General features: G+C 43.0%; 24 protein-coding genes and 1 tRNA gene. 15 read left to right on the top strand and 10 right to left on the bottom strand.

Annotated elements, in window-relative coordinates; genetic code table 11:
- Window positions 1–116 precede the first annotated feature (116 nt).
- From tuf to BM008_RS14015, 4 genes are all read left to right on the top strand, one after another.
- Entirely contained in the window at window positions 117–1,388 is a 1,272-nt protein-coding gene (gene tuf, locus BM008_RS14030; protein ID WP_091938122.1) for a translation elongation factor EF-1 subunit alpha, read from the top strand.
- A gap of 34 nt (window positions 1,389–1,422) precedes the next feature.
- The gene (rpsJ, locus tag BM008_RS14025; protein WP_015052947.1) at window positions 1,423–1,734 is read left to right on the top strand and encodes a 30S ribosomal protein S10; all 312 of its coding nucleotides are present in this window, start codon (window positions 1,423–1,425) and stop codon (window positions 1,732–1,734) included.
- Between the two features lie 239 nt (window positions 1,735–1,973).
- Window positions 1,974–3,164 carry an NAD(P)/FAD-dependent oxidoreductase gene (locus BM008_RS14020; protein WP_091938120.1) on the top strand — a complete coding sequence of 397 codons (1,191 nt, stop codon included), beginning with the start codon at window positions 1,974–1,976 and terminating at the stop codon, window positions 3,162–3,164.
- 12 nt (window positions 3,165–3,176) lie between these two features.
- Entirely contained in the window at window positions 3,177–3,533 is a 357-nt protein-coding gene (locus tag BM008_RS14015) for a DUF1641 domain-containing protein (RefSeq protein WP_091938118.1), read from the top strand.
- A gap of 49 nt (window positions 3,534–3,582) precedes the next feature.
- On the opposite strand, the gene BM008_RS14010 is transcribed toward BM008_RS14015, so the two are convergent.
- The 4 genes from BM008_RS14010 to BM008_RS13995 form a co-directional block, all read right to left on the bottom strand.
- Window positions 3,583–5,037 (bottom strand): MASE3 domain-containing protein, encoded by a 1,455-nt coding sequence (locus BM008_RS14010; RefSeq protein ID WP_091938116.1) that lies wholly within the window; start codon window positions 5,035–5,037, stop codon window positions 3,583–3,585.
- 140 nt (window positions 5,038–5,177) lie between these two features.
- Window positions 5,178–6,845 carry an ATP-binding protein gene (locus BM008_RS14005; protein ID WP_177188098.1) on the bottom strand — a complete coding sequence of 556 codons (1,668 nt, stop codon included), beginning with the start codon at window positions 6,843–6,845 and terminating at the stop codon, window positions 5,178–5,180.
- A gap of 5 nt (window positions 6,846–6,850) precedes the next feature.
- Window positions 6,851–7,885: a uroporphyrinogen decarboxylase family protein gene (locus BM008_RS14000; protein ID WP_245748063.1), complete on the bottom strand. Its 1,035-nt coding sequence runs from the start codon at window positions 7,883–7,885 to the stop codon at window positions 6,851–6,853.
- Window positions 7,882–8,523, bottom strand: coding sequence for a cobalamin B12-binding domain-containing protein (locus tag BM008_RS13995; protein WP_091938112.1), 642 nt, complete (start codon window positions 8,521–8,523; stop codon window positions 7,882–7,884). The genes BM008_RS14000 and BM008_RS13995 overlap by 4 nt, the downstream gene beginning before the upstream one ends.
- Before the next feature lie 252 nt (window positions 8,524–8,775).
- Between BM008_RS13995 and nadA the strand changes: the two genes are divergently transcribed.
- Entirely contained in the window at window positions 8,776–9,708 is a 933-nt protein-coding gene (gene nadA / locus BM008_RS13990; RefSeq protein ID WP_091938110.1) for a quinolinate synthase NadA, read from the top strand.
- Window positions 9,709–9,732: 24 nt separating this feature from the next.
- Here the strand turns inward: nadA and BM008_RS13985 are convergent, their stop codons facing one another.
- Window positions 9,733–10,140 carry a molybdenum cofactor biosynthesis protein MoaE gene (locus tag BM008_RS13985; RefSeq protein WP_091938108.1) on the bottom strand — a complete coding sequence of 136 codons (408 nt, stop codon included), beginning with the start codon at window positions 10,138–10,140 and terminating at the stop codon, window positions 9,733–9,735.
- A gap of 5 nt (window positions 10,141–10,145) precedes the next feature.
- Complete coding sequence (locus tag BM008_RS13980; RefSeq protein WP_091938105.1) at window positions 10,146–10,886, bottom strand: HesA/MoeB/ThiF family protein; 741 nt, start codon at window positions 10,884–10,886, stop codon at window positions 10,146–10,148.
- Window positions 10,887–11,155: 269 nt separating this feature from the next.
- On the opposite strand from BM008_RS13980, the gene BM008_RS13975 reads away from it, so the two are divergent.
- From BM008_RS13975 to fdhD, 3 genes are read left to right on the top strand one after another with little or no spacing between them, the layout of a single operon-like run.
- Complete coding sequence (locus BM008_RS13975; RefSeq protein ID WP_091938103.1) at window positions 11,156–11,476, top strand: transcriptional regulator; 321 nt, start codon at window positions 11,156–11,158, stop codon at window positions 11,474–11,476.
- Between the two features lie 50 nt (window positions 11,477–11,526).
- Window positions 11,527–12,711, top strand: coding sequence for an aminotransferase class V-fold PLP-dependent enzyme (locus BM008_RS13970; RefSeq protein WP_091938101.1), 1,185 nt, complete (start codon window positions 11,527–11,529; stop codon window positions 12,709–12,711).
- Window positions 12,712–13,512, top strand: a complete 801-nt coding sequence (gene fdhD, locus BM008_RS13965) for a formate dehydrogenase accessory sulfurtransferase FdhD (protein WP_091938099.1) — start codon at window positions 12,712–12,714, stop codon at window positions 13,510–13,512.
- A 29-nt stretch (window positions 13,513–13,541) separates the two neighbouring features.
- Here fdhD and thiS read toward each other — a convergent pair whose 3' ends face one another.
- Window positions 13,542–13,736, bottom strand: coding sequence for a sulfur carrier protein ThiS (thiS, locus tag BM008_RS13960; protein WP_091938097.1), 195 nt, complete (start codon window positions 13,734–13,736; stop codon window positions 13,542–13,544).
- Window positions 13,737–14,235: 499 nt separating this feature from the next.
- Here thiS and BM008_RS13955 point away from each other — a divergent pair.
- A tRNA-Arg gene (locus BM008_RS13955) sits at window positions 14,236–14,307 on the top strand.
- 22 nt (window positions 14,308–14,329) lie between these two features.
- Window positions 14,330–15,277, top strand: coding sequence for an alpha/beta hydrolase (locus tag BM008_RS13950; RefSeq protein WP_091938095.1), 948 nt, complete (start codon window positions 14,330–14,332; stop codon window positions 15,275–15,277).
- Between the two features lie 44 nt (window positions 15,278–15,321).
- Here the strand turns inward: BM008_RS13950 and BM008_RS13945 are convergent, their stop codons facing one another.
- Window positions 15,322–16,461: a cupredoxin domain-containing protein gene (locus tag BM008_RS13945; RefSeq protein ID WP_091938093.1), complete on the bottom strand. Its 1,140-nt coding sequence runs from the start codon at window positions 16,459–16,461 to the stop codon at window positions 15,322–15,324.
- A 220-nt stretch (window positions 16,462–16,681) separates the two neighbouring features.
- On the opposite strand from BM008_RS13945, the gene BM008_RS13940 reads away from it, so the two are divergent.
- The gene (locus BM008_RS13940; protein ID WP_091938091.1) at window positions 16,682–17,524 is read left to right on the top strand and encodes a helix-turn-helix transcriptional regulator; all 843 of its coding nucleotides are present in this window, start codon (window positions 16,682–16,684) and stop codon (window positions 17,522–17,524) included.
- Between the two features lie 75 nt (window positions 17,525–17,599).
- Here the strand turns inward: BM008_RS13940 and BM008_RS15015 are convergent, their stop codons facing one another.
- Window positions 17,600–17,743, bottom strand: coding sequence for a hypothetical protein (locus BM008_RS15015; protein WP_177188097.1), 144 nt, complete (start codon window positions 17,741–17,743; stop codon window positions 17,600–17,602).
- A 157-nt stretch (window positions 17,744–17,900) separates the two neighbouring features.
- Here BM008_RS15015 and BM008_RS13935 point away from each other — a divergent pair, with 157 nt between their 5' ends.
- Window positions 17,901–18,611 carry an HAD family hydrolase gene (locus tag BM008_RS13935; protein ID WP_245748062.1) on the top strand — a complete coding sequence of 237 codons (711 nt, stop codon included), beginning with the start codon at window positions 17,901–17,903 and terminating at the stop codon, window positions 18,609–18,611.
- The gene (locus BM008_RS13930; protein ID WP_245748061.1) at window positions 18,595–19,815 is read left to right on the top strand and encodes a geranylgeranyl reductase family protein; all 1,221 of its coding nucleotides are present in this window, start codon (window positions 18,595–18,597) and stop codon (window positions 19,813–19,815) included. The genes BM008_RS13935 and BM008_RS13930 overlap by 17 nt, the downstream gene beginning before the upstream one ends.
- Before the next feature lie 19 nt (window positions 19,816–19,834).
- Here BM008_RS13930 and BM008_RS13925 read toward each other — a convergent pair whose 3' ends face one another.
- On the bottom strand, window positions 19,835–20,338 hold the full coding sequence (locus BM008_RS13925) for a TrpY family transcription regulator (RefSeq protein ID WP_091938089.1): 504 nt from the start codon (window positions 20,336–20,338) through the stop codon (window positions 19,835–19,837).
- A 258-nt stretch (window positions 20,339–20,596) separates the two neighbouring features.
- On the opposite strand from BM008_RS13925, the gene BM008_RS13920 reads away from it, so the two are divergent.
- Together BM008_RS13920 and BM008_RS13915 are read left to right on the top strand one after the other, a co-directional pair.
- Complete coding sequence (locus BM008_RS13920) at window positions 20,597–21,943, top strand: homocitrate synthase/isopropylmalate synthase family protein (protein WP_091938087.1); 1,347 nt, start codon at window positions 20,597–20,599, stop codon at window positions 21,941–21,943.
- A 413-nt stretch (window positions 21,944–22,356) separates the two neighbouring features.
- Window positions 22,357–25,248 carry a PKD domain-containing protein gene (locus BM008_RS13915; protein ID WP_091938085.1) on the top strand — a complete coding sequence of 964 codons (2,892 nt, stop codon included), beginning with the start codon at window positions 22,357–22,359 and terminating at the stop codon, window positions 25,246–25,248.
- The last annotated feature ends 339 nt before the right edge of the window (window positions 25,249–25,587 follow it).

The raw sequence follows: 25,587 nt of genomic DNA, 5'->3' as shown, positions 1-25,587 counted from the left end.
ATTTTTGCAGTAAAATACTGCAAAAACCCTATTTCGTCAGAAAGGTTTAAACGTAAAAAGACCTATTATGGCAAATCAAACTGATATATTGTAATTAAACTATAGGAGATATGAAAATGGCAGCTGAGAAACCACACTTAAACTTAGCAGTTATCGGTCACGTTGACCACGGCAAATCAACATTTGTCGGAAGATTGATGTTCGAAACAGGAGCAGTACCTGCACACCTTATCGAGAAATACAGAGCAGAAGCAAAAGAGAAAGGAAAAGAATCCTTTGCTTTCGCATGGGTTATGGACTCACTTAAGGAAGAGCGTGAGAGAGGAGTAACCATCGATATCTCCCACAAGAGATTCGACACAGACAAGTACTACTTTACAGTAGTAGACTGCCCAGGTCACCGTGACTTCGTAAAGAACATGATCACCGGTGCATCCCAGGCTGATGCAGCTGTTCTTGTCGTAGCAGCACCTGATGGTGTAATGGCTCAGACAAAAGAGCACGTGTTCCTTTCAAGGACCCTTGGTATCAACCAGCTTATCGTTGCTGTCAACAAGATGGACGCAGCTGAATACAGCGAAGAAAGATACAACCAGGTCAAGGAAGATGTTAGCCAGCTTCTCGGTATGGTAGGATTCAAGGCATCAGAAGTACCATTTGTCCCAACATCCGCATTCGAGGGTGACAACATCACAAAGTCAAGCGAGAACACACCATGGTACACAGGACCATCACTTCTTGACTGCCTCAACGAGCTTAAGGAACCAGAAAAGCCAGACAAACTTCCACTCCGTATCCCTGTACAGGATGCATACACCATCTCCGGTATCGGAACCGTACCAGTAGGTAGGGTCGAGACCGGTGTAATGAAGAAGGGTCAGACAGTAACCTTCAACCCAAGTGGCGTAAGCGGAGAAGTAAAGTCCATTGAAATGCACCACGAAGAAGCTCCTGAAGCAGTACCTGGTGACAACATTGGATGGAACGTACGTGGTGTCGGAAAGAACGACGTACGCAGAGGAGATGTCTGTGGCCCAGCTGACAACCCACCTTCAGTAGCAGAAGAGTTCACAGGACAGATCGTTGTCCTTCAGCACCCATCCGCTATCACAGCAGGATACACACCTGTATTCCACTGCCACACAACCCAGACCGCATGTACCCTCATGTCCATTGACAAGAAGCTTGATCCAAAGACAGGCCAGGTCAAGGAAGAGAATGCAACATTCATCAAGGCAGGCGATGCAGCTATCGTAACCATCAGACCAACAAGGCCAATGGTTATCGAGCCAGTAAAGGAAATTCCACAGCTCGGAAGATTCGCTATCCGTGATATGGGAATGACCATTGCAGCTGGCATGTGCATGAGTGTCAAACAGAAACAGTAAGACACTCAAATTTTCCTTTTTTTAGGAGATAAACATGTCACAGAAAGCAAGAATAAGATTATCAGGAATCAGTCCTGTAAACCTCGATGGTGTTTGCGATCAGGTAAAAGCTATTGCAGACAGAACAGGTGTAAGTATCTCAGGACCAGTTCCACTACCAACCAAGAAAATGGTAGTACCTGTCCGTAAGAGTCCAAGTGGCGACGGAACTGCTACATGGGACCACTGGGAAATGCGTGTACATAAGAGACTTATTGACATCGCAGCAGATGAGCGTGCACTCAGGCAGCTTATGCGTATCCAGGTTCCTAAGGACATCAACATTGAGATAGTACTCCAGAACTAAACCTATAGTTATTGCCAGCAATAACTATAACCTTTAAGTTACAGATCACATCTGTAACCTTCTCTACTTCTCATCTTTCACTAGCCAGCCAGTGCTGGCTATGGAAGATTTTTGCATAGAACTGCAAAAAAGTATCTTTTTTAATAGGTTCTTCCATTTGTTTAAATACTACTGAGGAAGAGTATCAGTACCGAAATTTTTATCTGAACAGATAACTCATTCAAAATTGGGGTTTAGTAATGAAAGAAAAGGTACTGATCATAGGAGCAGGCTATGCAGGTTCTGTGGTAGCCAATAAACTTGCAAGGGAGTTCAGGAAGAAGATCGCCAGAGATGAACTGGAGATCACTATTCTTGACAGGGACGATACTAGCATAAATCAGGGAGGCTTCACTTTCCTTCCATTCGGACTATACACGCCCGAAGACATCGTCAGGAAGAGAAGGAAACTTATAAGTCCCCGAGTTAACACAGCATTTGGAGATGCAGGAGAAGTCACATCTATTGACCTTAACAGTAAGGAAGTAGGTGTCAAAAGTGGAAAGAGATACAATTATGACTATCTTGTTATCGCCATGGGAGCACGTGCTGATGCTGATGCCGTGCCCGGACTTGCAGATGAGCTCAATACATTCTATACATCGATCGAAGGAGCTACACAGGTTGGCGAAAAGATACGAAGCATGGACAAAGGAGATATTGTTGTTTCCGTTGCCGCAATGCCGATCCCATGCCCTGGTGCACCGGTCAAATTCACATTCCTGCTTGATAGTTACCTCAGAAATGTACTGAAGAACAGGGAACAGTTCAACCTTACACTACTCTGGCCAATGGAACCTATCGGGCCACCTGAGTTCAATAAACTTGTGAGTGGGCTTCTCAAGGAAAAGAATATCGAAGTAAAGAGAAGCTTCCCTCTTGGACAGGTCGATGCTGCCAAAAAAGAACTTAGCTCAAAGGAAGGAGAAACGGTTAACTATGATCTTTTGATAGCAGTTCCTCCACACAAACCCCAGAAAGTACTTAGTGATTCCGGCATCACTGATGAAAAGGGATGGGTACCCTGTGACAGAACAACATTACAATACCGTGGTCCTGCAGGCAACCATGATAACGTTTACATCCTTGGTGACAACGGACCTGCCGACATACTAAAAACAGGAATAGGGGCTCACTATCAGGCACTTGTTGTCAGTCAGAACCTTATCAATGACATATATGGCAACAATACAAAAGCACCATATGAAGGAGAGACAGGTTGTCCTATAATCACAGAGATGGAAACACCTTCTTCCGCAGGCCAGGCATACATAGCTACCTGGAACTATGGCGTTATGCCTGCACCGTTCAAACCCACTAAAATGGGTTGGTACATGTATCGTATGTATTACTACCTGCACTGGGACATGAGTGTAAAGGGGTTGTTCTAAGGAGGGATGAATATGGAAAATGATAATACACCAACAAGCATTCCGGTAGGACCTGAGGACATGGAAGCTTTCCTGGACCTTGTAAGAACAGCAAGGATAATGCAGGACTACATGAACGACCAGACAGCCCATGGGATAGCCGAGATCATGGCTACCGTGCTCAAACTGACCAATGCAGTAATAAGCACAGATCTTATCGACGTGCTTGAAAGAGGAATGCAAGACCCTGAACTTGACAAAGCTCTTCTTGATCCTCCAAAGATCGGCCTTGGCGGCCTTATCAAACAGATGGGGGACGAAGACTTCCAGAAAGGTATGGGAGTCATGCTTACACTTGTTAAGGCCATTGGAAGAGCCACGGAAGAGTAGAACAGGAACACCCACTCATGTGGGTATCTCTTTTTTATTTAGAGGATCATTACTTAGCTTCTTTTTCTTCATTTACCGGATAATTGTGATAGAACTTCAGTACAAATGTCGCACCCGAAGGAACATTATCCTCCAGAGATATCTCGCCATATCTCTCTACGATCTGCTTCACTATATACAGACCCAGACCAGTATGCCCGGAAGGACCATACTTGAAGCCTTCCTCAAAAACACGTTCTTTTATCTTATCAGGGATCCCACTCCCATTATCTGATATTCGCATCTCACAATGATCATCTTGTGAGCTCATTGATATATCCACCTTATCCGCCTTGCCGTGGACCATTGCATTCAGGATGATATTACCAATAACAGAATGGAGACCACTATCCGCTTTTACAGAACAGGTACCATGTACATCCACATCAATTGGGAATTCCTGTGCGATCTCCATTGTAAGAGTACGAAGATCGATCGTCTTCATATCTCTTATATACATCAGTGATTCCATATCTTTCATCTCCCTGATAATTTGCAGACTATGCCTCACAGCTTTCTCGGACAGATCAAGCTCTCTTTCATTCATTCTTTCTTTGAGATTATCAACTGACAGAGAAATGATATTGAGATCATTGAGAATATCATGACGAAGGATCTGGTTAACAAGACCCAGAGTTTCCAGAAGACGCTCTTGTGCTTCCTTCTTCTTCACAAGTTCATATTCCCTCATCTTAAGTTCCCTGTAAAGAAGGTCATATGGTCTTGTAAGACTTGTAACGACTATAGCTTTGTATATCAGATAGAATGAAAGTAATTTAAAATAATGTCCTACAAGATTTGAAAAGCCATAGACATCGATGTAGAATGTAAATGCCAGCTCTGCCAAAATGGTCAGGATGATCGCACCAGATAGTAAATTATAGACCTTTATATCAAACTCTTCTTTATGCTGGCGGAGAATAATGAATGAAGCCAGCAGGATCAAGGAGATCACATATTCACTTATTATCTTGAATTGAGTTAGCCCGCTTCCTTCAATGAAGCATTTCGGGAAATAACCATGATATATTGATGCTAAAATAGAGATGGTCACCACAGAGTATATAGAAAATATCTTATGTACATTCAATACTTTTCCCAACATGAAAGGGGCTATCAAAAAAGAAATTGCCTGTAAATATCTTGCAGCGATCCATAACTGGGTTGGGAGATCTGCCCCACCATCAGCGAATATATTCATCCCCTTATAGCTCATCACATGGATAAGATCGATACCAGCCACAAAAAGTAAACTTACTCCAAGAAAAAGAAGATAGGAATTCTTCAGGTAATGTCTCGAGTTCCAGGTAATTAGAAAAACAGCCGATATTACCACAACACTTGCTATTTCAACAATGCTATGAAAAAGAAGGAAACTTTTCAGGCTTACAAAGTACAGACATACAAGAATAAAAAATATGAATATGGTTTCAGAATAACGATTATATGAATGTGTTTCCCCCAATTCCAGACCCCTTAGATGTACTCCATAAATTTATATCCATTACATAATGGACAGTCATAACATATAATGATAGGCTTGCAATACACAACTATTCACTATCATGCACAGGATTACCAAAAAATCATTTAATCAGAAGGCTGTTAATGTATTCTGGCAGGCTTCAGCCCTATGACAAATGTTGAACCTACCGGATCATTGTCTTCCACATGTATTGACCCACTATAGCGCTCAATTGTCTTTTTCGCAATATAGAGACCAAAACCTGTGTGACCGGTCTTTCCATACTTGTACCCCTCATCAAATATCTTTGGCTTCACACTGTCAGGAATACCTACACCATTATCAGATATAGATATCTTACAGGAAGTATCATCATTCTGCATCACAATATCGATCTTGCTGGCATCCCCGTGAACTATGGCATTACTGATAATATTATCAAGAACTGATGACAGAGCTTTGTCACCCATTACAGCACAGTTCCCGACCATATTGAATTCCACCGAATGCTTACCCATTATGCTCTCCATAAGCTCTTTAACATTCAGGATCTCTAACTGATCAACACCGACTGACAATTGATCGAGTTCTTTCATATTCTCAATAAGTGAAGCACTTTTGTTAGCAGCCTTCCTTATCATTAGGAGGAACTTCTCATCATAGTTCTCTTCGAGCAGGTCCAGTGCTCCCAGCACTATCTGGAGGTCATTTGCTATATCATGTCTCAGAATACGATTAGTTGTCCTGAGAGTCTCTGTGAGCTTTACATGCTCTTCTCTGGAGCGGAATAGCTCATGATACCGCCTTATGTTAGAGATCGCAAGTCCTGATGCCTTTGCCAGATCATAACCTACACTGAGATATTCATCCAGATATTCGGGAAAAGCCACCCCATGTATCTCGATAATACCAAGAAGGTCCTCTGCCGCCAATATCTTTATGGCGAAACCATCCTCCTTATCAAAAACAACATAATTGGAATCCGAATCCCTCAAATTCATTATGAGTTCCTTTTCAGATTCAGGTGACTTACAATACTTAAGCTCGATCTCATTTTCATGAAAAGAATAATAGACAACGTTCTTAGGAGCGAACATAGTGCTGAACAACTTACATATAGAATCTATAGCAGTTGCTTCATCAGTAAGATCTGCAATGGTCTTTATGAAATCAATTGACATCGCATATGAAGCTGCCTTACGGTTACATACTTTCAACTGATCCTGCTTCTTCTCAATACTCCATTGAAGTACCATGTTGTCAAATTCAAGTTTGAAATGCTCGATACCCACATCCATAATACTGAAAGGAACACCTACCTGCTCTGAAAATCTCTTTGCGATCAAAGGCATGCCGGGATACAGACCAGTATCCAGGATCAGGATGGAAGAGTATCTCTCTGAGAAAGAACCATCTAAGAGCATAGAAGAAAGCATACCATCGGGATCGTGTTGCCAGCTTTCAAGCCATCCGGGTATCGTGATAAAAGCGCCTGCATCCTTGTGTTCCTGAAGTCTTCGATCCCCGGCGAACATATTATAGAGATCCACAGGTCTGCTGACCTTCAACGAGCCGCAGTAATCGTCCGGGACAGATACCGGGGGGCAGGATGCATCACAAAGAAGCAATATATCGTTGTCACATTTCATTTCCTTGATCGCATCAAAGATAAGACATTCATTATCTTTATCGCTGGAAGGGAGAAAAAAAGAGGTCTTTATCCCCTGCAACTGAGTGTTACCCTCCACCAGGGATCCGATCTCTCTTCTGATGAATTCCGGTGCAATTACATAATGATCATAGAACATAATAACTACCTGTATTGACCCCATTTTATTGCGGATGAGGATAGATCCATGAGAACTTCAGAAGATACACCATAAGGGATATCACCGTGGTTGTCTGACAGGATGAATCCTCCGTCATCAGCTGCTTCCTCAATTGCTGATCGGACATTATCTTCAGTTTCCTGAGGCGACCAATGTCTCATTTCCAGCCCATTAAGATTGCCAGCTACTGTGACTTTACCCTTACATGCGGCCTTTATATCTGAAAGAGGTTCAAGTGAACTTGTGCTGATCGCTACCGTACCGGTGTCCATGATATCATCAATGACAGGAAGGCACCTTCCCGAAGCCATGTGGGTGACAGTAGGAGCTTTTATTTGAGAGATGGTCTTTCTGGCCACCTTGAAGCCCGTTCTCCTGTAAAGCTCAGGAGGGATCATAGTCGATGAAGATACAGGGTCAAAGTAACATATTGCAGTTGCGCCTGCTTCTACCTGCAAATTAGCCCACTGAACACAGAATTCTTCGTTCACGTTCATCAGTTCCCGGAAAGCCTCTGGTTCATCATAAATAAGATCAAGATAAGGGCCGAACCCCATCTGCATAGTGGGAAGGGAAAAAGGCGACATCACAACACCAATTATAGGTATATCATTCCCAGAATTCTGTTTTAAGACCTCTATGGTCCTCAATACGTTCTTCAGTATAGCTGAGCCCGCAACATCAGGCACTTCCAGAGAATGGATATCCTCAAAGTGATCTATGATAGGTCTGCCCGAATTAGGAGGTGCATCCGGGTAAAAGATAGAATTGCCTCCCCATGCCTCAGCCTCCAGAGAAGCATAGTAGAACGCATAATAACAGTCATGTCCATATTTCTGCTGCATCCTTATCTGGGCCTCTGCCACCATTTCAGGATTCGAGAAATATTTCTCGATGGAAACATTGAACTCGTCAGCACCATGTGTGGTCAGCAACAAGAAGAATGGTACCCTGTCAGGCACTTCATGTCCAAGCGTTGCGGATACCCTCTCCATAGGTGTCATTTCATCACTGCTCACCGGCTTACCCCCATAACCTCACGTATCTTCTCTACAGACTCCATAGCATCGACTGCCATAGCATCAGCACCCACCTCTTTCCAGAGATCACGATCAAAAAGGAAAGGTGCCCCTCCGACTATGATCTTCGTACCGATATTCTCCCTGTCGAGCATCTCTCTGAGCTTTTTGACCTCAAGAGCAAGATTAAGCATTAATGTAGAGACCATAAGGACCTCTATCCCATCATCCCGGATCTTTCTGAGAACCATTTCCACACCCATATCACCATAATCATGGATATTGAACCCATTTGCCTTGAGAAATGACGTGACTATACGTTTCCCAAGCATATGTTCATCCCCAAGGGTTGTGATACCTATTGAAGGAATATCCTTCCTTACAGGGCTTTCAGCAGGGAGCAAAGATTCCACTATTTCTTCACACATTTTACTGGCCATGTATTCCTGGGACAATGCAATATCACCATTCGACCAACTCTCGCCAATATTCTGAAGTGCAGGAGAGATAATTTCATTTATCAGTTCAAACGCATTGTTGCCATTGAACTCACTGAGTATCATATTCTTAGCAGCAACCCTGTTCATGGTCAGGAGTGCTTCTTCGAACTCCCCCGGATGAAAGCTTTCCCTACCCATAGTTCAGCCATTTTTTCGTAAATATATTCATAGTGTACAAATTATAAAGATGATACTAAAAAATAGATAGTATCATTCAAAAAGGTGATGATACAACCAATACAAGCTCTTAAACTCCATTACATCATCTAATATATAGGGACTATATGACCAGTATATTGTGGTAAGAAGTAAATAGAAATAATACTAAATAACAATTGTGAATTCGTGTCATTGGATACGAACCACCAATAACACTCAAAGGTAGCACTTATGACCTATATCGACAGAACGACACTTGACGCAAAAGCACTCAAAGATAAGATACTCAAGCTTAAAGAAGAACACAGTGCAGTAATACTTGCCCACAACTACCAGATAGGCGAGGTGCAGGACATAGCTGATTTCATAGGCGATTCCCTTGAACTTGCCAGAAAGGCAGCAAACCTGGACGCTGACGTGATAGTGTTCTGTGGAGTTGATTTCATGGCAGAGACAGCAGCCATACTGTCACCTGAAAAGACTGTCCTGTTACCAGCGGCAGATGCTAACTGCCCTATGGCCGAGATGATAACAGCAGGTGAACTGCGTGTGCTCAAGGAAAGGTTCCCTGATGCAGCGGTAGTATGCTACGTGAACACCTCAGCCGAAGTGAAAGCAGAGAGCGATATATGCTGTACTTCCTCCAATGCTGTGAAGGTTGTTGAGTCCCTCGATGAAGATAAGGTGATCTTCGTGCCTGACAGGAACCTTGGAAGTTATGTTGCCCGTTTTACCGATAAACAGGTAATGCCATGGGAAGGTTTCTGTTTCGTCCATGACAGGATCACACCGGAAGATGTCATTAACGCACGTAAGCTACATCCCGGTGCAGAAGTACTTGTACATCCCGAATGTCGCTCAGAGGTCGTAGACCTGGCAGACCATGTATATTCAACATCCGGCATGATAGAACATGTATGTAAGAGCGAGAACAAGGAATTCATTATCGGTACAGAGGTAGGGATCATCCACAGGATGAAAAATGACTGCCCTGATAAGTTGTACTATCCATTATCTGACAATGCTGTATGCATCACAATGAAAAGAACAGACCTTCAAAAAGTATACAACTCACTTGAAAGTCTAACTCCAAGAGTGACCGTACCAGAGGAAGTTGCAGAAAAAGCAAGACTTGCCATCCAGAGAATGCTGGATATCAAGTGATAAAAAAAGATTTAAATAAACGGATCAGGAATTATAAGCTTCTCCGGGGATCCATCGATCTCCCGATCCACCAATTTCTTTTTTCCAGATAGGGACACTTTCCTTTATGCGTTCAAGGACATATTCACATGCATCGAATGCGTGTTTGCGGTGTCCGGCACCTACAATAATAAGCAGGATGTTCTCGCCTACCGGCAGGTCACCTGTTCGGTGAATGACATCAACGCTTTCTATCTCGAACTTCTCGAATGCCTCATCACGAATAGTTTCAAGTTCAGAGATAGCCACTTCCTCATAGACCTCGAATTGAAGCATGTCCATTCCATCATCCCTTACAGTTCCGATAAAAGTCACCAGAGCACCCATCTTAGAGGTCCTGGCAGCTGATATCATTGCGTTTATATCAAAATCATCGTGTGTTATCCTGATCATGGGGATCACTCCTGTTTATTTCCAATTTCAGCACATATCTTGCAGTCACATCTCTTTGACACTCTCATATACTCCATCTCAGAGCAGAGCCCGTTCCATATGAGCAATCTGTTGGTCAGGAGTTCGCCTGTGCCCAGCAGGTACTTGATAGCTTCATTTACCTGTATCATGGCAATTATACCAGGGGTCACACCTACGACCGGAAATACCTCTGTTGGCGGAGGAGAAGGGAAAACACAATTAAAACATGCACTTTCACCAGGGACTATGGTCATTGCCTGCCCGTCAAAGCCACGGATAGCACCGTGGACCAATGGAATACCTTTCTCATGGGCAACCTGGTTCAGCAGATAACGGACAGGATAGTTGTCCATTGCATCGATAATAATATCGGCATCTCCCACAAGTTCCCTGATATTAGTATGATCTATTGTCAGATAGAAGGTCTCAACATTGATATGTGGATTAATATCATGGAGCTTCTCCTTAACAGAGAGAACTTTCTCCCTGCCAATATCCGATTCCCAGTGCAATACCTGCCTGTTGAGATTGGTTCGCTCCACCGTGTCACGGTCTGCAATTACCAGGTTCCCTACACCTGCGGCTGCAAGGTAGAGAGCAACAGGACATCCGAGTCCTCCTGCACCGGCAATGAAGACCGTTGCATCCTTTAACCGCTTCTGGCCGTCCTCGCCAAAGAGCATTGTCTGCCTGCTGTAACGTTCAAGTTCATCTTCGCTAAACATGAGATGGGTCCTTCAAGTCTGTGATATTAGATATGTAACTGGATAAGTAAATAACATGGGGTCAAAGGTCATCTCTTTGACCTTAGTGCTATACTTTCCATATACCGATAATCCATTTATTAACAATTGTGAAGATATATAAATATTGTACAAGGCAAAGACAATTACAAAGATAACAGAAAAGGCTTTTAAGATCAAAAGCATATTCACAATTGTGAGTTATATCATTAGTGGAAATAACCATCAATAATTCAGAGGAAACTAAAATTATGGAATTACCCTGTCAAAAGATAGTCTGGGATGTGTTGCCGGCAATAAGGGCAGCTATTGCAGAAGAACTTGTTAATTGTGGCCTTTCGCAACAGGAAGTAGCCAAAGAGCTTGATATGGCACCTTCGGCCGTTTCACAGTACCTTTCCAAGAAAAGAGGATATCGCATCGTCTTTGATGATGATGTCAAGAACTCTATACGTATTCTTGCAGAAGAGATGAAAGATGGCACGGTGGACAACCTGCCGGGAAGAATATGCACCATCTGCAAAAAGCTGCGCCAGGACGAACAGCAATGCGGAGCTGGCAGCGAAGAATAAGAAGTGCATCCATTCATCATTACATAACCTGATATTTCGGATGGAACAGCATGCTTAAAGTAGACAGGATCAGGAACGATTTCCCCATCCTTGCAGACATAGCCTACATGGATAGCGCTGCCACCAGCCTTTCACCTGAGCAGGTAGTTAGCTCAACGAACGAATTCGAGAGGCATTACCGTGCCAATGTAGGAAGAGGAGTTCACAGACTGACCAATATCGCCTCACAAAAGTACTGGCATTCCCATGAGAAGATAGCCAGATTCATCGGCGGTGGTAACGGTACCACTGTTCTGACCAAGAACACCACAGAAGCCATTAATATGGTGGCCTGCGGAACTAGGTGGAACAAAGGCGATAACGTAGTGACCACGGTCCTTGAGCATCACTCGAATTTCCTCCCGTGGATCCGTCTGCGTAACAGAGGAGTGGATGTTTCAGTAGTTAACACTGACATGCAAGGTTCCATAGATATAGAACAGCTTGCAAATGCGATCAATGACAGGACAAAGATCGTGGCGATAACACATGCTTCCAATACACTTGGCAACCTTTTACCTGTAAAAGAGATAGCTGAGATATGCCATGAGAAAGGTGCAAAGCTCCTTGTGGATGGCGCCCAATCTGTCCCACACATACCGGTCGATGTAAAAGAACTTGGATGTGACTACCTGTGTTTTTCAGGACATAAGATGCTTGGATCTACGGGTACCGGAATTCTGTGGATGAAGGAAGCAGATATCCACCCGCTCATGCTTGGTGGCGGTATGATAGAAAATGTATCCGTGGATGGATATACTACTGCTGATGGATATGAAAAATATGAAGCAGGGACACCGAACATATCCGGGATAATAGGACTTGCCAGAGCAGTGGATTACCTTGAAGATCACAACATGCTGAAGATAAGGGAACATGAAGAACGGCTTACAACGAGAATACTTGAAGGACTAAGAGAGATAGATGAAGTGACAGTCTACGGCCCTGAAGATGATAAGGACAGGATCGGAGTCGTTTCGTTCAATGTTGACGGATTACACCCTCATGAAGTTGCACATATCCTTGATGAAGGAGCAGGCATAATGGTAAGGTCAGGGGAACACTGCTGTCACCCACTTATGGACCATCTGGGTCTTGAGGGTGGGACTGTACGTGCAAGCCTTTATCTTTACAACACAGAGGAAGAGGTTGACAGGCTTATAGACACCATGAAGGAACTGGCAAGGAGATTATAAATGTACACAGAATTTGATTGCATCAAGGGAGATGCTGACTCTTTTGAGCTGGAAGGACATCAGGTCATAGAGGAAATGCCCCTTGCAGTAAGAGTTAATGGAAGACATGCCCTGACAGCCATGATAAGTCCTGATATGCTCAGGGAGTTCGTTCTTGGTTTCCTTTATACTGAAGGTATCATCAAAGATGTCGACGAGATCGAATCCATCAAGATAGAGAACACCGATGCCAGTGTACTCACAAAAAGTCCTTTTAAGATACTTGTCTCTAAAAAAACCGTGCTCAGCGGATGCGGAGGTTCCATGTCCTATCTGGATATAGCCAAACTTCCGGAGATCAACTCTGACCTGACACTTGATTCAGAGACCATACGTAACTCTGTGAAGGAAGCACTTGATTCCGAACTTCATGTCCTGACCGGTGGGATCCATGTGGTAGGACTTTACAATGCAGAAGGAAAGGTCTGTGTTGTTGAGGACATAGGCAGGCACAATGCACTTGACAAGATCATAGGTTACGCATTAGAGAGAGGTATCGACCTTTCAAGAACATATATCATCTGTTCTGGCAGGATATCATCTGAGATGGTGAGGAAATGCCTGACAGCCAATATCCCGATCGTAGTTTCAAGAGGAGCAACAACCACACTTGCCATAGATATAGCAAGGGCACGTGGACTTACGATAATCGGCTTTGTAAGAAGCAAAAAGATGAACGTTTACTCATGGGGGAAGAGGATAACAGATATTCCTGAGCCTGTTTGTGAAGCTATGAGCAACGCTGCGCAACCAGATGAGTAAGAGAAAAAGCACTTATCAGGGACTTATTTTCATCCACCGAACACTACCTGCATGATACGGATGTTGTCATCAATATTAAGGATAGTGTCCTCGGGAATTATTTCCCCATCACGGGAGACAAGCACCTCGCCCTGAGCTATATCCAGTTCACGAAGTAATTCTTCAACGGTAAGAGGACCCAGATCAATATCTTCGGTCTTGCCTGAAGGGAGTCTTATTTTCATGGTGCAACCTATTAGCGTGGTTAATAAATAAAACAAGGGGTTTTAACTTTCAGGAGTGTACGTTTTTTAACAGGAGCCGCGGAAGCTCCTGTCATTTGAAGGATTCATGTGGAATAGACCACTAGTACAAGGTACGGCATGTAACCGGAAAGGAGTGCTATGCAGCCAATTTCATAACAACCTTATAACCTTGATGTACGTTTTTCATCACGATCGTGAATACACCTAATACACAATTGTGATATTTAAAACTTTTTGTTCGTATAGTTACTAATTAACCTGATATGATCGATAAAGGACAAATATATACAAAAATGCCTGATCTCGACATCCAGATATGCGTTCAAAATACCCATAAATTGATCATTTTGGAGGATATTCAAAGAAACATTTGAGTAGATCAAGGGAACATTTAAGGGAACATTCAAGGAAACATTCAAGGAAACATTATATTTATCTTCAATGAGAAACATGCAGAATGGACCTATATCGATACAATGGACCTGTAGTGTAGCGGATATCACTTAAGCCTCCGGAGCTTAGAACCCGGGTTCGACTCCCGGCAGGTTCGTATAACTATTTCTGGTGATCATATGAGCAAGCACCATACCACTAAAGGAAAAAGAAAGACAGCACAACAGCAGAAACCAACTGTGAAAATACTGCCACTTGCATTAGGGATCATACTTATGGCAGCAGGAGTGATCGGAATGTCCCTTGCATCTGACAAGGATGCTGACTGGTCCGTTTCAGACGAGGGTATCCTTTCTTATTCACAGATGGACCAAACTGAATATAGCATCAGCAACGTCATGACCGGAGACGACAATACAACTGTAAGGACACTGACCTTCAAAAGCAGGGACTCGGATATCGAAGCCCTGATCAGATTACCGGATTCAGATACAGCCGTACCTGGTGTGGTCGTACTTCCGGGAGCAGGGGTTTCCAAAGAGCAGCAGACTTCTATCCCGGAATTACTTGCAGAACTCGGTTATGCATCCATAACCATCGACCAGAGGAATCTTGGCGGAATAGACATGCAGAGTGACCTTGAACTTTTCATGAACGGAGAGGAGCCGGTGGAATATATGATGGTGCATGATGCAATGGTCGCAGCAGATGTACTTGGTGAACAGTCACTGGTGGACAGCGAGAACATCGCAATGCTGGGACTCAGCAATGGAGGAAGGTTCGCCATCATTTCCACGGCTATCGACCCGGATATAAAAGGAGTGATCGCTATTAGTACAAGTGGATATGATACGGACAGTATTGTTGTCGATGAGAACACGGACATGGATGCATACCTGTTCTCCAGGTCCATAGACCCTGACAACTATCTTGGAGAGATCACACCCCGCAGATATGTGATGATCCATTCAGTAGATGACACTGTCATTCCCTATGAGATGGCACTGAGTACCTTCAACAAAGCAAGTGAACCAAAGGAGATGTATTCAGTGAACGGCAGTACACATGGATATTCACCAATGATGGCAGATGATCTGCAGAAAGAACTGGAACTCATATTCCAATAACCTGAAAGATAGAAAAGAGGAAGGTTGAAAATTACCTTCCATACTTATTTTACAACTATAGTACCTGTCATTGCAGGATTGCCCTGAACACTGAAACTGTAAGTTCCTGCATTCTCGAACGTATATGAGAATGTCTTACCATAGTAAAGGGTCTGGTCATCCCAGAGACCATCATCACTCACAAGTACAAGAGGGAACTTTGGACGCTGGAGATTTCTCCATGTAACAGTCTCACCTGCTTCGATCTCCATCGACTCAGGAGTTGCCACGCGGACGAGAAGGAACTCGTAGTTATGTTCCATCGTTTGTTCCTCCACACGTACCCTTACCTGTTCCATGGTTCCGACTTCCTCACCCTCTTTCATCATTACAGGCCCTGGTGCTACCATTACCGCTTCAGTATCCTCATCTTCTACAGATGCCATCCTTTTCTCAGAGACTACAACGGTCCCGGACATCTCAGGATGGTCCTGAATACTGAAACTATAGGTACCCGGTTCATCAAAGATGTAGGAGAATGTCTTACCATAATACAGGGTCTGATCATCCCACAGACCCTCATCGCTTATGAGCACTACAGGCATCTTTGGGCGTTGGAGATTCCTCCATGTGACAGCCTCACCTGCATAGACCTCCATCGAAGTTGGTGTAAGTGTGCGGACGATAAGGAACTCATTCCTATGATCCATAACCTGTTCCTGCATACGGCTCATGACCTGTTCGTTAGACTGTGTCATCATTATCACAGGTTCCGGCACCATCATTTCTTCATCCTCAGATGTATCGGCTACCGAACGCATCGTTCCCTCAGATACGACTATAGTTCCTGCCATTGCAGGATTGTCCTGAACTGTAAATGCATAGGTCCCTGGCTCTTCAAATGTATATGAAAAGGTCTTGCCATAGTAAAGGGTCGCATCATCCCACAGACCGTCAATGCTCACAAGAACGATCGGCACCTTTGGACGTTGCAGGTTCCGCCAGGTCACTGTATCCCCCACTGTGACCTCCAATGAATCCGGAGTGACGACCCTTACCATCAGAAATTCGTAATTCTCACCATCAGGATCCATTGATGAAGCTGACATTCCCATACCTGTTGCTGCTACAGACACTGAAGTGAATAGTAATATCACTGTTGTAAATAGAACTGAAACTAATACTGCTGTTCTGATATGCCCCATTAGACGATTCCTCCCGAGGTCCCTTCCTCATAATATATTTTCAGTTGAAAAGATATAGCCAAAACCATGATGATATGGCAACAGGCATACGAATATTCCAGCATCAGTGGAGAAGGACAACAGCGTTGGAAAAGTAACAGATCATATGTTCATTCCTAATGAATAACAATATTCCAATTACTATATATGCCTTTGAAAGCAAATTGAAAATGGGGTTTACATGCGATCGTCTCTGATCGATACATTGTTCCTTTCGGAAAAAAGGAAGGAATTACTATTGTTCCTGAAGAATGGAGCAAAGAGTTCAGATGAGATAAAGGTAGCTTTTGATTTTCCCTGGAAATCAATGATACCACAGATAAAGAAGCTTGTCGAATGGGACCTGATAACCTACTATAAGGGAACCTGCACCCTCACACCCATGGGAAAAGTGATAGTGAGAAATATGGAAGATCTCCTGGCAACCCTCGAGATCCATGAGAGATACAGGAGCTATTGGCTCAAACATGACCTCAGACCCATTCCAGATGAACTTCTCTACAGGATAGGAGAGCTTAGCAATTGCGAGATATGTGAACCGCAGATGCCTGATATATTCGAACAACAGGAAGACATGTTGCAGAGAATAGATGGTTCTGAAAGGATAATGGCATTTATTCCAGTGCATCACCCGGCACAGCTTATAATATACTCAGGGCTCATGGAAAAGGGAACCATGCTCGATCTCATAATTACAGAGGATGTCTACAGGACCATAAGAGGAGAGATCCCACAGAATCACAATATATTACTGACAGACAATCCGATATTCGCATCGCTGAAAAAAGAATACGAGAAAGATATCAACAACCTGTTCAAAGATGAAAGGTCCAACATCTTTGTCTATAAAGGACAGGTCAGGCCTCTGGACCTAATTGTAAGTGAAAAATTTTTCTCAATGGCACTTCCCGGAAATCAGGGGAAATACGATAGTACTACGATATCAAGTTCCGAGGACTCTGCCATCTTATGGGGAAAGGAACTTTTCGACCATTACAAGGACAGATCTGAAAAGATCACCTGAAAAACAGAAGATCCAGCAAAAAATGGAAAGTAGGAACTATTATCAGAAAAATAGAGATCATTAAAACTTCAATGTTCAGTTTCTGTCGATCCTGATATATGCCTGACCACAGGATGAATAGAACCCATCCTCTTCACTTCGTACAACAAATTCATCAGCGGTCGATGAATTGGACTGCACTGGGTTATCAGTCTTTTCTAACTGTATTTGTTTAACCATTGTTTCCCTCAGTAACTATCATTTTGATAGTAGGTTTATTGTATATATCAGAATAATATATAAATATTGCTTTTGGAATATTTCAGCAGACGAATAGCTGATATATGAATGCTGCATAATTCCGACCGAGGGAGAGCATTATACCCTTGAAGATGAGATGAGAATAATGGACGGCACGATAATGACAGGTGAGTTAAAAGGCGTTATATTCGACATGGATAACACCCTTTTTGACTTCATAGAAGCAAAAATAACTGCCTGCACTGCCATTGTGGAATTCATCGGAAAAGGAGAAGCTCATGAACTGTTATCCTATTTCCGCAGGAAGAAATACGGGTTTGAAGACCTTGAGAATATCAGCGATTATCTGATAGAATATGATATGTACTCGGAACAGATGTTCAACGATTGCTGCGCCATATACGAAAGGGAGAAGATAAGCACTATCGAACTCTATCCAGGTGTGAAGGATACAATGCTCGACCTGAAGGAAATGGAGCTCAGTATTGGAATACTGACTGATGCTGATAAGAACAATGCCAGCAAACGCCTCAGAAAGGTAGGCCTCTGTGGATGTTTCGATTCACTTTTCACCTATGATATGACAGGACACAAGAAACCATCCCATGAACCATTTACCTATGCACTGGACTCCATGGGCCTCAAAGCCTACGAGACGCTTTATGTAGGAGATAGTCTCAGAAGAGACATCATCCCCTCCAAACAGATCGGAATGGTAACTGTACATGCATTATATGGCGATTACAGCCACCCTGATGATAACGTGCAGGCAATGGAAAGACCTGACCATACAATAAATGCGTTCAGGGAATTGCTCACAATAATACAGAATGGAAATAGAAGCTGACATGAAAAGATATGATGTTATAGTTGTAGGAGCCGGACCCATCGGTTCCACAGCAGCAAGATATGCCGCCATGAACGGTGCCAGGACATTGATGGTAGAGGACCACTCTTCAATTGGCAGCCCCGTAGGATGCACCGGATTATTAAGCACAAGAGCGGTCAGTGAATGCGACGTAGAGCCATCTGATGACTTTGTGTTCAACTCGGTCAGAGGAGCATTCGTACACCCTATGAATGGTGACCGTCTGCCCATTGATGGAAAGAAGACAAAAGCATATGTTGTTTCCAGAAAGATGTTCGACCGCCAGCTCGGAGCGATGGCACTTGGAGAAGATGTGGACCTATGGCTGAATACCAGAGCTACTGGCATCGAAACATCCGGCAAGATACAGAGATTGTCTGTAATTAGAGAAGGAAGAACTGAGACAATTGAGGCTAATGTGATCATCGCAGCAGATGGTGTTCGTAGCAGGATAGCAAAGATGGCAGGTCTTGGTAATGTGAGCAAAGTACTTCCGGGAATCCAGGCAGAGGTCCCGTATCGCTCAGATGATACTGATTTTGTGGAACTGTTCGTAGGATCACAGGTTCCTGGATTCTTTGGATGGACAGTACCTGTGAATGAAAGTATTTCACGAGTAGGGATGGCAGTTGACCCAAAATATGGCATCAATGCCCATGAGGTCCTGGAAGAATTACTGATAAATAACAAGCATGTAGCCTCGAGATATGGTGGAGGTAAACTGGACCTTGTAATGGGCGGGATACCACTTGGACCTCTTGAAAAGACATATTCTGACGGTGTGATTGTGGTAGGAGATGCTGCTGGTCAGGTCAAGCCAACATCAGGTGGAGGAATATACACCGGTGCTGTCTGCGCAAAGATAGCAGGAGAGGTTGCTGCAAAAGCTGTTTCTGAGGAAAATAGTTCTTCGAACTTCCTTTCGGAATATGATAAAAGATGGCGTGGAAAGATAGGAAAGGAACTTTCCATGGGAATGAGGATACATAATTTCATAGGTGGACTTGAGGACAGTGAGCTCGATGAGCTGATAGGGTCCATGAACGATCCAGCTATTCTTGACACCATCACACGCTATGGCGACATGGACCATCCATCCATACTGATAAAAAAGATGCTGCACCCTTCACGTTCGGTGCATATGTTAAAGGTGTTCCGTGCCTTTGCAAAGGCTGTTCTTTAGGAAAAGATAGAAGAGGGCTTCAATAGATACTGACACCCTTTACTGAATCCAGTTTGAGCAATTCTTCTACAATACTTCCAGGGACCTTGGTATCTGTTATTATGGTGAGCTTAGGCTCGTTAGTGAAGAACGGGTCATCTGATACAGCTTGCCTGATACTGATATTATGCTTTGCGATCACTGTGGATACCTCTGAGATTATACCCTTGTGTGATGCATCATCAGGAGTGATTATAACAACACCCTGACCAAGAAGAGGGGCTACATCACGAAGAAATGGTATGGACCTTACATTCTGGAAGATCTTTTTCAACTGGTCATCTGAAAGGATGACCTCCGTGGTGGAATCAACAACACGCCTGTCAACACCTGCTTCTCTGGCAAGTTGTGTGTGGGCTATCTCTATTGCGCCTGAGGTCACCTTGCCTTCATCGTTTACCTGGAAACCTCTTTCAAAAAGGACCTTCAGGACCTTTTGCTGGGCCGGATATTTTTCGAACTTCCTGAGTAATGTGCTCCACATATGAATCATGTACTAATTTAAATTATAAAGATTTAAAGGTTTATTGTCACTCACATCTCAAGAAAATTATTAAATTACAGATAACGAAAGGACATTTTAAGTAGAAGTTTGCCTATAATAGATGGAGTTCATCTTTCAATAAAGATAATTACCCGGAGTTTGATCGCTTTCCAGTTAGACATCAATATTTGATATTGACTCATTTTTGCATAGGATATGCGTTCCGGGATCACAAGATCTATACAAAGGAGGTATGGAATGAAAATATACAAGGATTATGATGATCTTCCAAAAATAAAATTGCCTCTGGGGCAGGAAGTATCTATCAGTGACAGCACTATCAGGGACGGGGCACAGATGCCCGGTATTGTTATGAAGAGTCAGCAGAAGTTCCAGATATATAACTACCTGCATCAGATAGGAATAGAGAAACTTGAGTCATTCGTGTACAACGAAAGGGACAGAAAGGCTATCAAGCTCATGATGGATCAGGGATATGAATTCCCGGAGATCACCGGATGGGCACGTGCTAATCCTGCTGATATTGATATGGTACTCAACATTGACGGTATCGAGGAAACCGGTGTCCTGATGTCAGTATCAGACCCGCACATAATCGATAAGATGGGACTGACCCGTGAGACAGCTGAGGAGAAATATCTCAATGCACTCCAGTATGCAGTGGACCATGGCCTTCGTACCAGGGCTCATATCGAAGATATGACCCGTGCAGACAATTACGATTTTACATTCCCGCTTATCAAGAAGATAATGGACATCGATCCTGACTGTACTATTCGTATCTGTGATACCATCGGGTTCGGTATACCTTTTGAAGGTGTTGACGAGCCATTTGGAATACCAATGATCACAAAGTACCTGAAGGATGAGCTCAATGTCAAGAACATCGAGACCCACTGCCATGATGATTTCGGCCTTGCAGTCGCTAACTCTATTGCAGGCTACTGGCACGGTGCAAACTGGTCCAACGTTACATTCTTAGGAATAGGAGAAAGGGCAGGTAATGCTGAAATGGAGAAGCTTCTGTTGTTCCTGGCAAGGCGTATCGAAGGATTTGACAAGTATAACCTTGATTCTATCGTAGAGTTCTCAAAGTTCATGCAGGATGAGATCGGTATCCGTATACCAAGGAACAAGTCTGTTGTAGGTAACAACGTGTTCGCCCATGAATCAGGCATCCACTCTGCCGGTGTTATCAAGAATCCGTTCACCTACGAGCCATACCCACCTGAGATCGTTGGTGGAAAGAGGATATTCCTTATCGGTGATTCATCAGGCATCGAAGTACTCAGATATAAGGTCCAGGAAACACTGAACGAACTGCTGGAAGTTAATATCGAGATCGATAAGAACGATAAACGTCTCAGAGCGATCCAGACAGATATCCAGAAGCTCTATAATGATGAAAAGAGGGTTTCCTGCATATCCGATGAAGAGATCATGGCATACGTGAAGAAGTACTTCATGTTCAACCAGATGGTCAGCAAGGAAATGCATCGCAGAGATCATGATGAGAATGGTGATGAAAGCGAGTCAAGTGGTCTAAATGAGATCAAACCTCGCATGCATGATACCATAGACTAATTCTTTTTTTTAAGCTGCTGTCCGAGGATAGCAGCTAAATGTTCTCTTTTTTAGAAATAATTATTTGTGCAGGCATATAATTGATGAGCTGTGCATCGATCACCTTAAGAGATAAGATCAATTTTATGGAGTATATATTCCACCATATTCTCGATTTTTGGCAAATATTGTTTATTTACGCCATCCTGATCTGCATTTTTAATATCACAAATTATTCGATGCATTGCTAATACCATGCAAAGAGTGCACGAGAATAACTTCTGTGATCAATTTACGGAAAGATTAAAATACCTTTATTAATTTAAAGATAAAAATAAATATGGATAAATAATAAGCATGGTACTTGATGCCATATAAAGACATTGATTTTTTTCACATTAACCAAATACATAATTCAGAGAGGAGAGGAATTTATGCACAGATCAATTATTATTGCCACATTACTATTAATATCATGTGTGGCCTTCACGCCTGTTGCACAAGCAGTAACTACATTGACTGCTTCGAGCAGTACTGCAACTTATACTGAAAATGATGACATGTATATAGACCCCGGACTGACGATCACCGGCAGCGAGTCTACTTACTCTTCAGCTAAAGTATACATAGGAGATGGTTATGTCTCCGGACAGGACTATCTAAGATATGACACAACAAGTGGCATATCAGGATCATTTGACACCTCTACAGGAGTACTGACATTGTCTTCCGACAGCACAACTCCAGCAGCATATCAGGCTGCCTTCAGAAATGTAAGGTACGAGAATACAAACGAGGAACCAAACACTGCAAACCGAAAGATCACCTTTGTCCTGGGAGGAAATACATTATATTTAGAAGATACAGGCCACTATTATGAATACGTGGCAAGTTCCCATATTTCATGGACAGCAGCAGAAACTGCTGCTGCAAGCAGGGAACTGGAAGGATTACAGGGATATCTTGCAACAATTACATCTGCAGCAGAGAACACTTTCATCAGTTCTAAAATACAAGGACAGGCATGGATAGGAGCAAGTGATGCAGACACTGAAGGAGTGTGGAAATGGGTAACCGGACCTGAAGCAGGAACTCAATTTTGGAGTGGTAACTACGCTGGTTCTGCATTAGCATACGAAAATTGGGCAAGTGGAGAGCCAAATGATGCATATCTGTCATATGGTGAAGACTGTGCCCACTTACTTGTAAATGGAGAATGGAACGATTACTATTCAGGTTATACCGACCCAATAACAGGTTATTTTGTCGAATATGGCGGAATGGCAGGTGATGAATCACCACAATTATCAACCACAGTTACTGTGAGCGTTACGTCAGTAAATGATGCACCAACAACCCCAGGAGCATTCACATCACCAACAAGCGGACAGATCAAACAGGGTGGAAGCTCTATGACAGTATCATGGGGTTCGTCCACAGATGTGGAAGGTGACAGTGTGAAATACGACCTGTGGCTCTTCAATGGAAGCTGGGCTCAGATCGGAAGTCTTTTGACAAGCACAAGCATGGCTTACACTTTACCCCAGGATGATACTGAAAATGCTATGTTCCGTGTATATGCGAATGATACACAGGATAACTCATCAGCAAGAGATGTCACATTTACAATAGATTCAAGCGGACCTGACCATAATTGGGTCGAGAAAGTCCTTAATGGTAGTACAGGAGAGACTGTTACCGTAGAGATAAATGTCACTGATATCGCCGGAGTGGACTGGTGCAATATAACAGTGGATGGACAGGAATATGAAATGACCTTTGATTCAGGGAACTATTCATATAACATTTCTATCCCTGCAAGCAATTCCGGTACACTGGTAAGTTCAATGACCTATAACTGTAGTTTTGCCGATAATTTCGGACATGTGAACAACACAGAGAATGTACATATGAACGTGTCCATCCTGCCGATCGCCGATATTAATGTTAACGTAAGCAGAGGAATAAGTCCGCTTACAGTTAATTTCACCGACAACTCATCCGGACTTGTAACGGACTGGAACTGGGACTTCGGTGATGGAAGTAATACAACTGACAGTAACACTACGCACATGTTCACATCTGGTAACTACACAGTAAACCTCACAGTACAGAACAGCAACGGGACATCTTCAAGCCTTTTCAATATCAGATGTGCGGATGAACCGATCAATACATACTCACCTGAGAACACATCAGCAATATCAGCATATGGAGAAGAACTGAATTTCAGTATTCAGAGCACTCTTTACTCAAGCTTTGTATGGCTCGTTGACGGAAATCCTGTAAACGGAACAGGCGCCACATTGTTCAATAACACAAATGATTCGTCCCTTGTATCCTATTGTCTGATCAACAGCAGCCAGTACTTCAGCCAGAGTAATTTCTTTATGGAGATATATAATGTGTCCGTTCAGACCAGTAACGAAAGCATTGGAAGGACAGACACACATTCCTGGGAATGGACGATCACTAATTCATCTGAAAGTGGAGATGACATTGAGATAATGATCAATACCACACCAGATATTACGATAAATGGCAGTGACAAGTACTTGCGCTTCAACACGACAAACAACAATGAGAGAGATTGTAACGGTCTTGCATGCAGTATAATTTCAACATCATTCAATACAGGAAACAACACCACGGGTATACAGATCAAGGTGGAAGTACTGAACACTTCTTCGATCAACAGTTCAAGTATCGATTTCCCTGCCTCTTCAATATACCAGTATTTCGATATTGGTTTCAACAACGAGACACTGGTCAATGATGGAAGCAACAACCGCAGCATAGAGTTCAGAGTACTCAATACAAAGGATGGAGGAAGCCTGATCATCAATACCGTATACCTCAGGCACTGGTCCAATCCACAGTGGGAAGCGTACACACCTGAACTTACAGGTAATGATGGAACATACTCCTACTTCATTGTAAGGAATATTTCCGGATACTCACCATTTGCTGTCACATGTAACTATCAATACAGTTCATCGTCTACCTCCGAAAGCGATGGAATGCCATATTATCTTAAGAAACTCCTGTTCTGGAGTGATGATGAAACTGTAGAGGAGACAGCAGCTGAGATGGTCAGTTCAGAAGATACAGATATAGTTGAACCTGTGTCCACCGGGATATCAGATGGCAATGGAATTTCAGCTTCCATGGAAGATCCAGATGGATCAGATTTGGGACATGACGGATCACACGGAGAAGAGAGCAGTACATTAAAGGTTCTCGGACTACTTGCACTGCTTATTGTAGCAGGTTTCTTCATTATTTTGATCAAAAGAAGAAATAATGAAGAAAATGAACGGTTGTGACCAGACCTTTTTTGTATCAGACCCCGGATAAGTTATTCGGGGTGCTACCTCTTTTTTTATAGGGCAAAATAGATCCTTTATTTTAGTGCCTTTTTCACGCAGGATCATTATTAAAATATGCTTATTATCGGTAAAGCAATACCCTACAAAAGGTAGACTTCGATATGAATGTCAACCCTGCAATACCCCCCTATTCTAATGATATTGTCTATGCAGATGGAAGGTAAGAGTAGACATACCGTGGAATGCATGCATACTGAATAGAACAAAACCTGAGCTATAAGAGTTAATATTAAGTTGAAAACACAAAAACAAACTCAAAGCTCTTGATATTAAAAG

The organism is Methanolobus profundi (assembly GCF_900114835.1).
Taxonomy (GTDB): Archaea; Halobacteriota; Methanosarcinia; order Methanosarcinales; family Methanosarcinaceae; genus Methanolobus; species Methanolobus profundi.
The sequence above is the reverse complement of the archived record's forward strand: the minus strand, read 5'-3'. Positions and strand labels throughout refer to the sequence as shown.